The sequence below is a fragment of the Thomasclavelia sp. genome (assembly GCF_017889095.1).
GTDB lineage: Bacteria > Bacillota_I > Bacilli_A > Erysipelotrichales > Coprobacillaceae > Thomasclavelia.
This window is the reverse complement of sequence record NZ_JAGHEW010000090.1, coordinates 15,261-30,227: the sequence shown is the minus strand read 5'-3', so window position 1 is coordinate 30,227 and position 14,967 is coordinate 15,261. Positions and strand designations below refer to the sequence as shown.

The following is a 14,967-nucleotide window of genomic DNA, read 5'->3' as shown; positions in this document are numbered from 1 at the left end:
TCTTAATATAAATATTAATAAAAGAGGTACAAACAATGAATAACCTAGAGAAAATAAGTTTATTTTTAATTAGTATTGGCATTATTATAATGTCTATTGCCTGCATGGATATTATTAGTATTTTAGCTAGCTTTTTTAATAATTTTTATAGCTATAATTTGCCAGATACTTATTTCAATTCTTTTATTTTTAGAACCGTTTTAACATTACTAGGTGGTATCTTTTTACTACTTGGTGGATTATTTTTAAAAAAAGATAGAAGCTGACAACTTCTATCTTTTTGATATTTAAAGTATTGATAATAACTGTTTTTTAAGAAATATCATTAAACTAATAATTTTGATTTTCTTGATTCATTAATTTAAATATTTCTGCTGATAAGTTTTTTCTAGCAAAAGGATAAACAACTGTATCTTCTTTTTCAATATGGCGTCTAAGCAACATACAATAACTGTGACCTGTAGAAATAATTGTTAGTTTATCGATTAATAAATGAGTTTGTTGATAACTTTGTAATGTTTCTTTTAGCTGCTTTACATATAATCTAGCTAGATCATGTTCAACCATCATTCCTTGTTGTACTAAATTTTTAGCTACTGTTCCTAAATGATCGATCATATATTTAAATAAAATTTTTTCTTCTCTTTGATGATGATGTTTATCGGCAAATTCGCGAATAAACAAAATATCATCAGCCATTTGCTTAAAATCAATTATATTTTCTTCCATAAATTTTATTAAACGTTGTTCAAATTCATTGATAAAAGCCAATATTTTTTGGTGATCAGCTTCTAAATCTGTTATTATATCTGTCATTTTATACCTCCATTTTTAACATATAAGTATGAGCATCAAGTCTTATTTGAATAATCGAACTAGCTTCTAATAACCCTTTAAGCCAAGTATTTTGAAATAACTGAACTGTTTCTAAATCTAAATAACGATCTAACATTTGATTATATTCATAAATAATTTGATCATTATCTTGCATAATTATCTTGATTCCCTGATCACAGGGCATTCCATTTAAAAGATATTTATCAATTATCCAAAATAATTCTCGACAATTTTGAAATTCTTCTTGTTTTCCAATCTCTTTTCCAGCTTGAAATATTACCTTTTCAACCACTTTAAGATCCTCTTTTTTTAAATGCTTAATAATCAAAGCAAATCGTTTTTCAACTATGCAAAGCTGATTAAACAGCCATTGGTGAATTGCCTGATGATCAATGATTTCTTCTAAACATCCGGCTAAAAAAATCCCACATTCTTGGTCAATCAATGACTCATTTTTAAAATCAGTGTGTTTAATAATTAATTGATTTAAAGATTCTTGATATTTAATTTTAGTATATAACCAATAATGAACCGGTTTTAAAAAAGCACTCATTTAACTTCTCCTATTGATTTAATAATTTCAACATTTCTTCAACATCTAAGCCATGAACCATACAGGCATCAGCTAAAGTTTCTACTTGTGAGGCTGGACATCCTAAACATCCCATCCCATTATTACTTAAAATTTCCATTGCTCGAGGATCTTCCATAATTTGACCAACCAGCATATCACCATTAAATTTATCTACTATTTCTTTTTCTGGAAAAAATAAATCTAAATCTTCTTTAACTGTTTGAATCGTTGCCATTTTAAAATTTTCTACTAAAAAAGCAATTACATTCTTTGATAAAAACGCTGGCAAAGTTGGTCCTAGATGAATATTTTTAACCCCTAACGACAATAATGCCAATAATACAATAACAGCTTTTTGTTCATACCAGGCAATATTATAAATAATTGGTAAATCATTGATATCATCTAATCCAAATACTTCTTGCAACTTTAATGCAATCATTGCCAGTGAATAAGAATCATTACATTGACCGGCATCTAAGACCCGGGGAATTCCATTAATAGTTCCTAAATCTAATTTATTATAACGATATTTAGCACAGCCAGCAGTTAAAATAATTGTATCTTGAGGCAAGTTTAACGCAAAATCCTGGTAATACTGCCGCGTTGGATGACGTCCATCACAACCTGCCATGACAACAAACTTTTTAATTTTCCCACTATTAACACTTTCGACAATCTGATTAGCTAAAGCTAATACCTGATGATGAGCAAAACCGCCCACAATCTTGCCATCTTCAATTGATTTAGGTGGTTTACATTTTTTAGCATGTTCAATAATTGCAGAAAAATCTTTATGACCATGATCATCACTAACAATATAATGACAACCTGGAAAACCAACGGCACCAGTTGTATAAATACGCTCTTGATAGCTGGTTAATGGAGGTACTAAACAGTTAGTCGTTAGTAAAATAGGTCCATTAAAAGATAAAAATTCTTCTTTTTGCTGCCACCAGGCATTACCATAATTCCCAACAAAATGATCATATTTTTTAAAAAACGGATAATAATGAGCTGGTAACATTTCGCCATGACTATAAACATCAATACCAGTATCTTTAGTTTGTTCTAATAACATTTCTAAATCTCTAAGATCATGACCAGAAACTAAAATTCCCGGGTTATTTCGGGTGTTTAAACTAACTTCTGTTATTTCTGGATGTCCATAAGTATCCGTATTGGCTTTATCTAATAATTTCATTACGGCAACTCCATATTTTCCAGTTTCCATCGTTAGCGCTAAGTAATCATCTAAAGTCATTTTAGGATCATCTATTTTAACTAAAGCTTCAATAATAAAACAATCAATTTTGCTATCTCGATAACCAAGGATTTGACTATGATGGTTATAAGCTGCCATACCTTTTAAACCATAAGTTATTAATTCTTTTAAACTTCGAATATCTTCATTTTCAGTTTTTAATACCCCAACTTTATTCATTCTTGTTTCTATATTTTCATCTATAATTCTACTTAAAAAATTTTTTTGATTATCTAATTGTAAAAATACTGCCTTTTTTAAATTTATCGTTTTATTAATTTCTGTGCTAATCATCTCATCATCAAAATTAGCATTAGTAATCGTAATAAACAAATTTTTACTTATTTGATCATGATATAAATCATCAATTTTTTGCTGATTAGATAATTCATTTAATCCTTCAGCCAATTCTTTAGTAACATCAATCAATATATCTTGTAATTTTGCTGTGGTTGGAGTTTTTCCACAAACTCCAATTTGACTGCATCCTTTATTTCCAACTGTTTCTTGACACTGAAAGCAAAACATCTTATTTTCCATTATCATCTTCTCCTTTATTTATATTTATTAAGAGTATTTAATTTGACTCTTCTTTTATACTATAATAGAGTATTAATGACATTAATGTTGTTTTTACAACAAAAGGAGCAAATTTATGGATAAATTATCAATTATACAACAATCATCTTTATTCAATGAAATTGATCTAAAGGAAATCGAAAAACTATTAGCCTGTTTAAAAAGCCGTGAACAAACCTATCAAAAAAACGAAACTATTATTAAACCTGGTGACTCTGTTAAAGAAATCGCTCTTGTACTTGAAGGACAGGTTCATATTTGCCATCATGATATTTGGGGTAATAAAACTATTATTAGCGAAATAAATCCTAGTGAATTTTTTTTAGAATCTTATGCTTGCAGTAAACAATTAGAAATCAATTTAAATATTGTCGCTAATAAAACAACTACTATACTTTTTCTAAATATTTTACATTTAATAACTCCCTGTCATCATGCTTGTCCTTTTCATCATAAAATAATTCACAATTTGCTTTCGATCGTTGCTTCTAAAAATGTTTTATTAACACAAAAAATTCATTTTTTAACTAGACGATCGACAAAAGAAAAAATTCTTTCCTACCTAAATTCTCAGGCTATCAAAAACAACGCATTAACTTTTGAAATTCCTTTTAATCGTCAACAATTAGCTGATTATTTAGCCGTTGAAAGAAGTGCCTTATCAAATGAACTAAGTAAGTTAAAAAAAGCTGGTATTCTTGATTATCAAAAAAATGTTTTCAAATTAATAAAAAAATCATGATTTTTGATTAAAACTATTGACTGTATGCTTACAACATAGTGTTTAATATAGTCGAAAGGGATGAAAGATATGAAAACTCATGAAGTTGAACAATTACTCGGTATTAGTAAACAAGCATTAATTTATTATGAAAAAGAAGGCTTGATCAAACCGCAAAGAAATAAAAATAATTATCGTAATTATAATCAAAATGATCTAGAAATATTAAAGATGATCATGACGTTACGTTCTTTAGAAATTAGTATTGATGATATTAAATTAATTTTTGCTAACGAACTAACTTTAAAAAACTGTTTACAAACTAAACGCAATCATTTACAGCTAGAAAAAGACAAAATTAATCAAATTGAAAAAGGAATTGATGATTGTTTTAAAAGAATCAAAGTTTTTATTCATTCTAATCAAGAAGTAAATGATGATTATATTAATCTTTACTATTTAAATAATGAAATACGATATAATGATGTAGTTATAAAGATTTCAGAAATTGAATCAATTGATTTAAGTTTATGCTGCAGTAAAGGTGAAGATGGTAAATATTATGGTATTTATAATTTGTATTTTATTTATCTTGATATTAATACTAATTTAAAAACTTACTGTTTACAATTAATTAATAATGATGAAGTAACTAATTTCTTTGATTATTTATTATCATTTAATCTTATTATCAATGATCCATTAAAGCTAATTAATGCTTATCATAAATACAATGATCCAATGCAGTTATATAAATACTTTAATCGTAATTTTAAACAATGGCAAAAAGAATATAACTTAGAACTTAAAGATTTTTATTGGCAAATTATTAAAAATGATTATATGTTGCCATTACAAGAATTAAAAGATTCAAAACAGCCTGTTCCTTCCTTTAAAGAACAAATAAAATCTATATTTAAAGGATATCTTGGTGTATTAAAAAAACCATTTAGTCCTAAAAAATAAGGAAAACACTTTTTAGATGTTTTCCTTTTTAATTAACTTTTTATCCCCTATTTTTTATAATTATCATTACCCCTATCAAGATTAAAACAATTGGTACGATCAATGCCTGATATTTTTTAATCCCTTTATTTACATATTTATTTTTAATGATTAAATAACTAACTAAACACAATATTCCGATCATGATCAAATAAATCAAGATCATTACCACTAATTCAAGGTAATTATATTGCGTAAATAAGGGAATATAAACACCAACATTATCACCACCATTAGACACCGTTAAAGCAATAATACTAATAAGTGAATTATGATAACTTAAATCATTTTCATTACTATCTTGATTTTTAACAAATATTCTCACTCCTAAAATAATTGGTAAAAAGCCCAGTAACCAAAGATAATCAATCAAGAAAATATTACTGCCGTAAGCACCTAAGATACTTACAATTAGTAAAAAGCTAATTCCTAAATACTGTCCGCTTACTACTTTTAACCGTTCTTTAAAATTAATTGTTTGACTAAATAAAAATAATAAAATAAAAAGATCATCAATGTTGGTACTGACAAAAGAAACTATTCCACTTAAAATTACTGTAATCATTTTTCCTCCAATAAAATAAAAAGTAAGTCTAACACAGAAAACTGTGTATAGGCTTACTCATCCAGTTCTAACTATTTTCATAGCTGACTTCAATACCCTCAGGTATAAACCCCTATACGGAAGCTTTTATTAACTTATCAATATAAAATACAATCTATTTTATCTTTCATTAATATGTTCAATTGAAGTAGCTAAAATACGATCAATATGATCATCATCCAATGAATAAAAAACAATTTTTCCTTCCTTACGAGATTTAATTAATTTAGATACTCTAAGTGTCTTTAATTGATGGGAAACAGCCGATTTACTCATATTCAAAACATTAGCCAGATCAGAAACACACATTTCACTTTGCTGCAAAGACATCAACAATTGTAATCGAGTACTATCACCCATCACTTTAAAAAAATCTGATAATTCCATTATTTCATCAAATGCCGGCATATTGCCTTTAACTTTGTTTACTAATTCAACATCTCTAGGACTGCAATCACAACGGTTTTCTAACATCCTCTCACTCCTTATTTTTCTATATTATAAATTAATTATTAAATAATTGTCAAATCTGTCTTAAAACGCTTGACAGTTAAATAGTTAATAAACTATAATGTATTTGTAAGTTGAATATATGTTCAATTATTCAATATATAGGAGGGAATTAAAATGAAAAAGACTTACAAAATTGATGTAGATTGCGCTAACTGTGCTAATAAAATGGAAATCGCTGCTAATGAAACTGAAGGTGTTAAAAATGCAGTGGTTAATTTTATGACATTAAAGATGAATGTTGAATTTGAAGATGGTGTTAATTATAAAGAAGTAATGAAAGAAGTATTAAAGAATTGTAAAAAGGTTGAAGATGATTGTGAAATCTTCTTATAATAAGGAGTATTTATATGAATAAAAAACAAAAGAAAATGCTAATAAGAATTATCATTTCTTTAGTTTTATTCATCGGATTAAAGATAATTCCATTAGCTGATGTTTATGAAATGATCTTATTTTTAGTAACCTACTTTATTATTGGTTATGATATTTTAAGAAAAGCCATTAAAGGAATTTTAAATCGTCAGGTTTTTGATGAAAATTTTTTAATGGCGATTGCTACAGTTGGAGCAATTGCTTTAGGTGATTTTGGTGAAGGAACTGCCGTAATGCTTTTCTATCAAATTGGAGAATGGTTTCAAAGCTATGCTGTGGGAAAAAGCAGACGAAATATTAGTGATTTGATGGATATTCGCCCAGATTATGCTAACATTGAAAATAGCGATGGTACTTTAGAACAAGTTGATCCTGATGAAGTCGAAATTGGAACTGTAATCGTAGTAAAACCTGGAGAAAAGGTTCCTATTGATGGTATCATCGTTGAAGGAAATTCAACGTTAAATACAAGTGCGCTAACTGGTGAAAGCTTACCTCGTAATTGTAAAAAAGATGATGAAGTTATTAGCGGTTGTATCAATATGACCGGCTTATTAAAAATAAAAACAACTAAGGAATTTGGTGAATCAACTGTTTCAAAAATTCTTGATATGGTTGAAAACGCCAGTTCTAAAAAATCACGTTCAGAAAACTTTATTTCTAAATTTGCTCGCTATTATACGCCAGCCGTATGTTATAGTGCCCTAGCTTTAGCATTACTTCCACCAATCGTTAATTTGATTATAGGAAATAGTGCTGACTGGTCAAACTGGGTTTATCGAGCTCTTACTTTTTTAGTTATTAGCTGTCCATGTGCTTTAGTAATCAGTATCCCACTTAGTTTCTTTGCTGGAATTGGTGGAGCTAGTAAAGCCGGAGTTTTAGTTAAAGGTTCTAACTATTTAGAAGCTTTGGCAGCAACTAAATATGTTGTTTTTGACAAAACCGGAACAATGACCCAGGGAGTCTTTGAAGTTAATGGTATCCACCATGCTGCTATTGATCAAAACCAGTTATTAGAATACGCTGCTTTAGCAGAGGCATATTCAACGCATCCAATTTCTATTAGCTTACAAAAAGCTTATGGTCAAAATATTGATAAAAATCGCATTAAAGATGTAAAAGAAATTAGTGGTCATGGTATTCTAGCTACGATTGATGATCAAACGGTATTAGTAGGAAATGATAAATTAATGAAAAAATATAATATTGATTATCATCCTTGTCGTAGTATTGGTACCATCGTTCATGTAGCTATTAATAATAACTATGCTGGTCACATTCTAATTTCTGATATAATTAAACCAAGTGCTAAAAAGGCCATTCAGGCTTTAAAGAATATTGGTATCAAAGAAACGATCATGTTAACTGGTGACACTAAAACAGTAGCTAATCAAGTTGCTAATGAATTACAGATTGATCAAGTATATAGTGAATTATTACCAGGTGATAAAGTTAATAAAGTAGAAGAATTATTAGCGAAAAAACAAACTCGTGAAAAATTAGCTTTTGTAGGTGATGGTATTAACGATGCACCAGTTCTTTCAAGAGCAGATATTGGTATTGCTATGGGAGCTTTAGGTAGTGATGCCGCTATTGAAGCAGCTGATATTGTTTTAATGGATGATGATCCTCTGAAAATTTCTAAAGCGATCAAGATTGCTAAAAAATGTTTACGAATTGTTTATGAAAATATTTATTTTGCAATTGGCATCAAGTTAATTTGTTTGCTTTTAGGAGCAATTGGAATTGCCAATATGTGGTTAGCGATTTTTGCTGATGTTGGTGTCATGGTAATTGCAGTATTAAATGCTATTAGAGCTTTAAGAGTTAAACATTTATAAAATTAATCTAGACTTAGTTTTTTAAATAAAACTGAGTCTTTTTTTATCTTTTAAAGATGAAAATACTTTCAAAAAATAGAAAAATAAATTAAAAATCCGTGATAATTGAAAGCGTTTCCTAAACACTGGCAAAATATTGATTTTAGCTAAATATCCCATATAATGAAGATGTAACGCGTTATAACAAATAAAAATTTTGATGAAAGAAGAACTACAAATGAAATTTTTTAGAAAGAAAAAAACAACTACTTTAAAAGCATTTGCAAGTGGTTCAATCGTTTTCTTAAATGAAGTTAACGATGAAATGTTTTCACAAGGTTTAATGGGACCTGGTATTGCAATTAAATCTAATGATGGAAAATTCTATAGTCCGGTTGCTGGTACTATTACTATGGTATTTCCAACATTACATGCTATTGGGATAAAAACAAATGAGGGAATAGAAATACTATTACACATTGGGATTGATACTGTTAATTTAAAAGGTGAAGGTTTTATTAGTCATGTTAAAATCAATCAAGAAGTTCAACCTGGTGATTTATTATTAGAAGCTGATTTAAAACTGCTAGAAGCTAAAGGCTATGCAACAGAAGCAATTTTATGTATTAGTGAGCCTAAAGAACTTGATTTGACATGGACTTCATCTAAAAACGTTATTTCATCAAAAGATGATCTTGCAATAATAAGAAAGTAGAAGGAATAAATATGAATTTAGAACAACTAAAAGGGAAACTAATTGTTTCTTGTCAAGCTTTACCCAATGAACCATTGCATTCAAGCTATATCATGTCCAAAATGGCAATTGCCGCTAAAGTTGGCGGTGCTGCAGGAATTCGGGCGCAATCGGTTGATGATATTAATGAAATCATGAAAGTTTGTGATTTACCATTAATTGGTATTATCAAACGAAATTACGAAGATAGTGAAGTTTTCATTACTGCAACAAAAAAAGAAGTAGCCCAGTTATTAACCACTAATTGTCAAATAATTGCGCTTGATGCTACTTGCCGCAAAAGACCAAATAATGAAAAATGTGCGGATCTTGTTGAAATGATCCATGAACACAATCGTCTAGCTATGGCTGATTGTTCAACTTACGAAGAGTGTCTTAAGGCACAAGAAATGGGATTTGATATCGTTTCAACAACACTATGTGGTTATACATCATATTCTAAAAATATCGATGGACCTAATTTTGAATTATTAAAAAAATGTGTTGATACACTAACAGTTCCAGTTATTGCTGAAGGAAAAATTAATACACCTGAAGATTTACAAAGAGTTTTTGATTACTGTGGTGTATTTAGTGCCGTTGTTGGCGGAGCCATTACACGTCCTCAGCAAATTACTGAACGTTTTGTAAAAGTCTTAAAGAAAGAGGGATAGTTTATGTTTAAATATTTACAAAAAATTGGTAAAGCATTTATGCTGCCAATTGCTATATTGCCAGCAGCCGGTTTATTACTAGGAATTGGCGGGGCCTTTTCCAGTGCTGCTACTATTTCGGCATATCCATTTTTGGATGTACCTGCATTACAGGCAGTTTTTAAAATCATGTCTGATGCCGGAAATATTATTTTTGGCAACTTAGCATTATTACTATGTGTCGGATTATGTATTGGATTAGCTAAAAAGGACAAAGGTACAGCTGCGTTAGCTGGTGTTGTTGGATTTTTAGTTATGAATGGAACGATTACTTCAATGTTATCAATTTTTAATCCTGAAGGAAATGCAATTGATACTGGTGTTATTGGTGCTTTAGTTATGGGAATTATTGCAGTCAATCTCCATAATCGTTATCAAAATATCCAATTACCACAAGTTTTAGGATTTTTTGGCGGTTCAAGATTTGTTCCTATCGTTACATCTTTATCAGCAATTTTTGTTGGCTGTATTTTCTATCTAATTTGGCCACCATTACAAAACCTATTAATTTCTACTGGTGATATGATTGCTGGAGCTGGTGCAATTGGAACATTCTTTTATGGCTTTTTGATGCGTTTATGTGGTGCTGTTGGTTTACATCACATGATTTATCCAATGTTCTGGTATACTGAATTAGGTGGTAGTGAAATTGTTAATGGTGTTCAAGTAGTAGGAGCCCAAAATATTTTCTTTGCTCAGCTTGCTGATCCTAATCATGTAGGTTTATTTACTGAAGGTACCCGCTTTTTTGCCGGTCGTTTTTCAACAATGATGTTTGGTCTACCAGCTGCCTGTTTAGCAATGTATCATTGTGTTACTAGTGATAATAAAAAGAAATATTTAGGAATTTTTCTAGGTGTTGCTTTAACTTCATTTATTACTGGTATTACTGAACCAATTGAATTCATGTTCTTATTTGTTTCACCAGCATTATATGTTGTTCACTCATTACTAGATGGTTTATCATTTTTCATCGCTGATATTTTAAATATCTCGATTGGAAATACTTTCTCTGGTGGCGTAATCGACTTTACTTTATTTGGTATTTTACAAGGAACTGCTAAAACCAACTGGATCTTACAAATTCCAGTAGGAATTGTTTGGGCAATCATGTATTATGTTATCTTTAGATTTGCCATCACTAAATTTAACATTATGACACCAGGACGTGGTGATGAAGAAAATGAAGAAGATGTTAAAATTGAATCAAAATCATCGTTACATGATGATGCTATTATTATTTTAGAAGCATTAGGTGGTAAAGATAATATTGAAGATGTTGATGCTTGTATTACTCGGCTTCGTGTTAGTGTAAAAGATAGTAATCAAGTTGACCGTGATACTTTAAAGAAAATCGGTGCTACTGCCGTATTGGATGTAAAAGGTGGTATTCAGGCAATTTATGGTGCTAAAGCAATATTATATAAAAATGAAATCAACAGTATTTTGGGTGTTGATGATTAAATAAATTATTTTAAATGGCAGGTGTTTTGATGTATAAAGAATCCGTAATTCCAATTATAATCAATCATTATAATGAACTAACCAATGTAGAAAAAGTTATTGCCGATTATTTTATTTCTAACCGGCAAATTGAAGATTTTTCTAGTAAAGTAATCAAAGATAAACTGTTTGTTTCCGAAGCTTCATTATCAAGATTTGCTCAAAAATGTGGTTTTCGTGGTTATCGTGAATTTGTTTATCGCTATGAAGAAGGTTTTATTAAACAAAATAAAAATGTATCTTTCAGTTTCCAGGAAGTATTGAATACTTACCATGAATTACTTAATCAAACTGTTAATTACGTAGATGAAAAACAAATTGAAAGAATCAGCGAACTAATTAATCAAGCTCATCATGTTTTAGTTATTGGTGTTGGCAGTTCAGGATTAGCTGCTCGAGAAATGAAAAACCGGTTCATGCGTTTAGGAGTATTGATGGAAGCTGTTGAACAAAGTGATGAAATGAAAATGCAATCAATTTTCCAAGACAGTAATACATTAGTTATTGGTATTAGTATTAGCGGCAAAAAAGAAGAAGTTAACTTTTCTTTAAAACACGCTAAAACCAATGGTGCTAAAACAGTTATTATTACAGCTAATAAAGATCAAGAATATCCGTTTTGTGATGAAAAAATTGTCGTTCCCTCATTTCAAGATTTAGATTCTGGCAATATTATTTCACCACAGTTTCCAATTTTGATTATTTTAGATATTTGTTATAATCATTTTATCAACAACGTATCTAATCAAGAAAGTCGTGCTAAACTACATAAAAAAACGGTTCAAGTATTAAAAGAAGATTAGAGGAGATTAGTGATGCTACTATTATTTAAAAAGACAATTTCATATTTAATTGATTATATGATCGTGATGTTTTTTGTAACAATTTATACTTTTTGTGCTCAAGTTTTCTATCTTGATCCAGCGACTCATTATCAGGCCATTATGATGTTAGTTTGTGCTTTGATTACGATCTTAATTTTAACGACTTATTTGCCTACTAAAACTAATGGCAAGACACTAGGACAAAAAATAATGAAATTACAAGTAATAAATAAAAACGGTTCAAACCGTACCTATTTACAAAACTTTTTAAGAGAATGTGTAGTTAAAATATCTTTTGCACCAATTTTCATGATCTTTTCTATTCTATATTTCTTAGTATTTGCCATTTTTGTAGAACGTTCATTCGATTTTGAATTACCTCATGACTTTATCTTCAAAACCCAAGTTATAAATCAATAAAAAGAGATATTCGCATTGAATATCTCTTTTTTGTTAATGAGTTGCGCCACCAGTAACTTTGATGTCAACATCAGTTTCGATGATAGCTTCAATTGCAGCTGTTAAAGCAGCAACAATTGTTTCTAATGCCATACTTGGCTGACCTTTTTTATCAATAACTTGTTCTGGTAAAAATGGAATATGAATAAATCCACTTCTTTTACCAGGATATTTAGTTTCCACTAAATGTCTTACCCCATAAAGAACATGATTACATACAAATGTACCAGCAGTGTTAGAAACTGACGCTGGAATATTTTTAGATTGGATCTTAGCAACCATGGCTTTAATTGGTAAATTTGAAAAATAGGCTGCTGGTCCATCTGGATAAACTGGTTCATCAATAATTTGTTGACCAGCATTATCTGGAATACGGCAATCGTCCATATTGATACCAACTCTTTCTACCGTAATATCAGGACGACCACCAGCTTGACCAATTGATAAAATAACATCAGGATCCTCTTTTGCAATTGCCCCATCAATTACTTCCAAAGATTTATGACAAACAGTCGGAATTTCTAATTTAATGATTTGTGCTCCACCAATTTCATCAGCTAATTTTTTAACTGATTCAATGGCAGGATTAATTTTTTCTCCACCAAAAGGATCAAAACCTGTAACTAATATTTTCATTTATCTCACCTCTAAAAAGCTAATACTAACATTAAAACAATATGAATAACGATCATTGTTAAAGCCATTGGCACTTGTGATTTAATAACCGCATATTTTTGATCTTTTGTTTCTAAAACCGCACACGGAACGATATTAAAGTTGGCTGCCATTGGTGTCATTAAAGTACCACAATAACCAGCTGTCATCCCTAAAGCAGCAACAATTGAAGGATCCCCACCTTGGTTAATAACAAATGGGATACCAATTCCAATAGTAATAACAGTAAAGGCAGCAAAAGCATTACCCATGATCATCGTAAAGATTACCATTCCTAAAACATAAACTACAACTCCTAAGAAAACATTTCCAGAAGGAATTACTGCTGAAATGATTTTTGAAATAACATCACCAACACCGGCAGCACTAAATACATCACCTAATGCCCCTAATAATTGTGGCAACAAACAAGATGCTCCAACTTGCATTAATAATCTTGATGTATCACTACGAGTTTCAGATACCTTTGGTTTACAAATAACCATTGCTAAAACTAAAGCAACAACACAGGCAACTCCCGTCATGACCGCACCATTTAAAGCAGTTGGATTACCGCTTGAGCTACCAAAGAGAATAATTCTACTGTAAAGAAATTACTAAATTTTAAATAAAAAGTTTGAGCAGTATCACTATTGTATTGGATCAATGATAAAATTAAAGCCATGATCCCAATTGAAACTGCAGGAATAAAAATTTTGTTTCCTAGTTTTTCACTAGAACTTTTACGAAATTCTGGTGTAGATTCAACAAATGAACCCATTTTAACTTGATTAGTTGCTGTTAAACATCCCATAACAACTAAGATTCCCCCAGTTACTACACTTGGAATGAATTTTCCAAACATGAATGTAATTCCTAGTAAAGTCCAAAAGATTGTTGTTCCAACCCGAGCTTCTTCGTTTTTAGTTGCCCGATAAGCTGTATCAAAAGCAACTACTGCACAAAGAACATAGAAAAATTCTGGTAAATAAGTCCCCATAAAATCTAACATTATTTTTTACCTCCTTTTCTAATTCTTTTATCAAATAAAAGTACTTGCACAAATGTTAAAGCTACAGAAATTACAGCAATATAGATTGATGAAGTAGCAATACTTGCAAGCGTTACTTCACTAAATCCAGCTCCAACCATTGTTCCTTGAATTAAAACAACTCCACTGGCTGCTGGGAAACAGTTTTGAGCAAAGAAGTTTCCATAGTTTTCAACAGCAGCTGATAATCCTTTGATTGATTCAGTTTCTTTTTCATCAAAAGTTTCACCTTTAACTTTTTCACCGGCAGCTTGTGACATCGGTAAAATTAAAGGACGAATAAATTGAACATGTCCCCCAATACGAATGTTCAATGCTGAAGCAAGTGTACGAATAACTGAATAGATTGCTAATACTTTCCCTGCTGAAGCATTTTTAATTGTTCCAATTAAATAAGCAGCTCTTTCTTTTAAACCATATCTTTCGATAATAGCAATTACTGGGAAAATAATCAAAAAGATTGACATTAGTCGATTGTTAACAAATGACTGTCCCAGTATCTCTAAGATTGCAAAAAAGTCCATTCCAGAAATTAGTCCAGTTACTAACCCAGAAACGATTACTGTCGCTAAAACATCCAACTTTAATGCAAACCCAGCAACAATAATAACGATACCTATTAATGTTAAATATTCCATATAATCCCCTTTCTAATATACTAAAATGAAAACTATATAACTAATATTTCATTTGAATGAAAAAGTATACTTTTTCGTTCAAGTAAATATTCATCATTAA

19 protein-coding genes are annotated in these 14,967 nt (G+C 30.0%); 10 read left to right on the top strand and 9 right to left on the bottom strand.

Features of this window, described 5'->3' with window-relative positions:
• Positions 1 to 35 precede the first annotated feature (35 nt).
• Entirely contained in the window at positions 36 to 266 is a 231-nt protein-coding gene (locus tag J7M77_RS04230; RefSeq protein WP_296876320.1) for a hypothetical protein, read from the top strand.
• Between the two features lie 64 nt (positions 267 to 330).
• On the opposite strand, the gene J7M77_RS04225 is transcribed toward J7M77_RS04230, so the two are convergent.
• The 3 genes from J7M77_RS04225 to hcp are packed head-to-tail and all read right to left on the bottom strand — an operon-like array spanning position 331 to position 3,215.
• Positions 331 to 816 (bottom strand): hemerythrin domain-containing protein, encoded by a 486-nt coding sequence (locus J7M77_RS04225; RefSeq protein ID WP_296876318.1) that lies wholly within the window; start codon positions 814 to 816, stop codon positions 331 to 333.
• Between the two features lies 1 nt (position 817).
• The gene (locus tag J7M77_RS04220; RefSeq protein WP_296876316.1) at positions 818 to 1,390 is read right to left on the bottom strand and encodes a hypothetical protein; all 573 of its coding nucleotides are present in this window, start codon (positions 1,388 to 1,390) and stop codon (positions 818 to 820) included.
• Positions 1,391 to 1,400: 10 nt separating this feature from the next.
• Positions 1,401 to 3,215 (bottom strand): hydroxylamine reductase, encoded by a 1,815-nt coding sequence (gene hcp, locus J7M77_RS04215; RefSeq protein WP_296876314.1) that lies wholly within the window; start codon positions 3,213 to 3,215, stop codon positions 1,401 to 1,403.
• 115 nt (positions 3,216 to 3,330) lie between these two features.
• On the opposite strand from hcp, the gene J7M77_RS04210 reads away from it, so the two are divergent.
• Entirely contained in the window at positions 3,331 to 3,996 is a 666-nt protein-coding gene (locus J7M77_RS04210) for a Crp/Fnr family transcriptional regulator (protein WP_296876312.1), read from the top strand.
• A 69-nt stretch (positions 3,997 to 4,065) separates the two neighbouring features.
• The gene (locus J7M77_RS04205; RefSeq protein WP_296876310.1) at positions 4,066 to 4,941 is read left to right on the top strand and encodes a MerR family transcriptional regulator; all 876 of its coding nucleotides are present in this window, start codon (positions 4,066 to 4,068) and stop codon (positions 4,939 to 4,941) included.
• Between the two features lie 40 nt (positions 4,942 to 4,981).
• Here J7M77_RS04205 and J7M77_RS04200 read toward each other — a convergent pair whose 3' ends face one another.
• Both J7M77_RS04200 and J7M77_RS04195 read right to left on the bottom strand, forming a co-directional pair.
• Positions 4,982 to 5,545 carry a cadmium resistance transporter gene (locus J7M77_RS04200; RefSeq protein ID WP_296876308.1) on the bottom strand — a complete coding sequence of 188 codons (564 nt, stop codon included), beginning with the start codon at positions 5,543 to 5,545 and terminating at the stop codon, positions 4,982 to 4,984.
• Positions 5,546 to 5,704: 159 nt separating this feature from the next.
• Positions 5,705 to 6,058, bottom strand: coding sequence for a helix-turn-helix transcriptional regulator (locus J7M77_RS04195; protein WP_296876306.1), 354 nt, complete (start codon positions 6,056 to 6,058; stop codon positions 5,705 to 5,707).
• A gap of 153 nt (positions 6,059 to 6,211) precedes the next feature.
• Here J7M77_RS04195 and J7M77_RS04190 point away from each other — a divergent pair, with 153 nt between their 5' ends.
• The 7 genes from J7M77_RS04190 (at position 6,212) to J7M77_RS04160 (ending at position 12,485) form a co-directional block, all read left to right on the top strand.
• Positions 6,212 to 6,430 carry a cation transporter gene (locus J7M77_RS04190; RefSeq protein ID WP_296876305.1) on the top strand — a complete coding sequence of 73 codons (219 nt, stop codon included), beginning with the start codon at positions 6,212 to 6,214 and terminating at the stop codon, positions 6,428 to 6,430.
• A 14-nt stretch (positions 6,431 to 6,444) separates the two neighbouring features.
• Complete coding sequence (locus tag J7M77_RS04185; RefSeq protein WP_296876302.1) at positions 6,445 to 8,313, top strand: heavy metal translocating P-type ATPase; 1,869 nt, start codon at positions 6,445 to 6,447, stop codon at positions 8,311 to 8,313.
• 217 nt (positions 8,314 to 8,530) lie between these two features.
• Positions 8,531 to 9,007 (top strand): PTS glucose transporter subunit IIA, encoded by a 477-nt coding sequence (locus J7M77_RS04180; RefSeq protein ID WP_296876300.1) that lies wholly within the window; start codon positions 8,531 to 8,533, stop codon positions 9,005 to 9,007.
• 11 nt (positions 9,008 to 9,018) lie between these two features.
• Positions 9,019 to 9,699, top strand: a complete 681-nt coding sequence (locus J7M77_RS04175; protein WP_296876298.1) for an N-acetylmannosamine-6-phosphate 2-epimerase — start codon at positions 9,019 to 9,021, stop codon at positions 9,697 to 9,699.
• A 3-nt stretch (positions 9,700 to 9,702) separates the two neighbouring features.
• Entirely contained in the window at positions 9,703 to 11,202 is a 1,500-nt protein-coding gene (locus tag J7M77_RS04170) for a PTS transporter subunit EIIC (protein ID WP_296876296.1), read from the top strand.
• Between the two features lie 29 nt (positions 11,203 to 11,231).
• Entirely contained in the window at positions 11,232 to 12,044 is an 813-nt protein-coding gene (locus tag J7M77_RS04165; protein WP_296876294.1) for a MurR/RpiR family transcriptional regulator, read from the top strand.
• A gap of 12 nt (positions 12,045 to 12,056) precedes the next feature.
• Complete coding sequence (locus J7M77_RS04160) at positions 12,057 to 12,485, top strand: RDD family protein (RefSeq protein ID WP_296876292.1); 429 nt, start codon at positions 12,057 to 12,059, stop codon at positions 12,483 to 12,485.
• A 33-nt stretch (positions 12,486 to 12,518) separates the two neighbouring features.
• Here the strand turns inward: J7M77_RS04160 and pcp are convergent, their stop codons facing one another.
• The 4 genes from pcp to J7M77_RS04140 are packed head-to-tail and all read right to left on the bottom strand — an operon-like array spanning position 12,519 to position 14,867.
• A complete protein-coding gene (gene pcp / locus J7M77_RS04155; RefSeq protein ID WP_296876291.1) occupies positions 12,519 to 13,160 on the bottom strand; it encodes a pyroglutamyl-peptidase I in 642 nt (213 codons plus the stop codon).
• 11 nt (positions 13,161 to 13,171) lie between these two features.
• A complete protein-coding gene (locus J7M77_RS04150) occupies positions 13,172 to 13,723 on the bottom strand; it encodes a DUF979 family protein (RefSeq protein ID WP_296876289.1) in 552 nt (183 codons plus the stop codon).
• An 11-nt stretch (positions 13,724 to 13,734) separates the two neighbouring features.
• Entirely contained in the window at positions 13,735 to 14,190 is a 456-nt protein-coding gene (locus J7M77_RS04145) for a DUF979 family protein (protein WP_296876287.1), read from the bottom strand.
• The gene (locus J7M77_RS04140) at positions 14,190 to 14,867 is read right to left on the bottom strand and encodes a DUF969 domain-containing protein (protein ID WP_296876285.1); all 678 of its coding nucleotides are present in this window, start codon (positions 14,865 to 14,867) and stop codon (positions 14,190 to 14,192) included. Before J7M77_RS04140 ends, J7M77_RS04145 begins: the two co-directional genes overlap by 1 nt.
• Positions 14,868 to 14,967 lie beyond the last annotated feature (100 nt).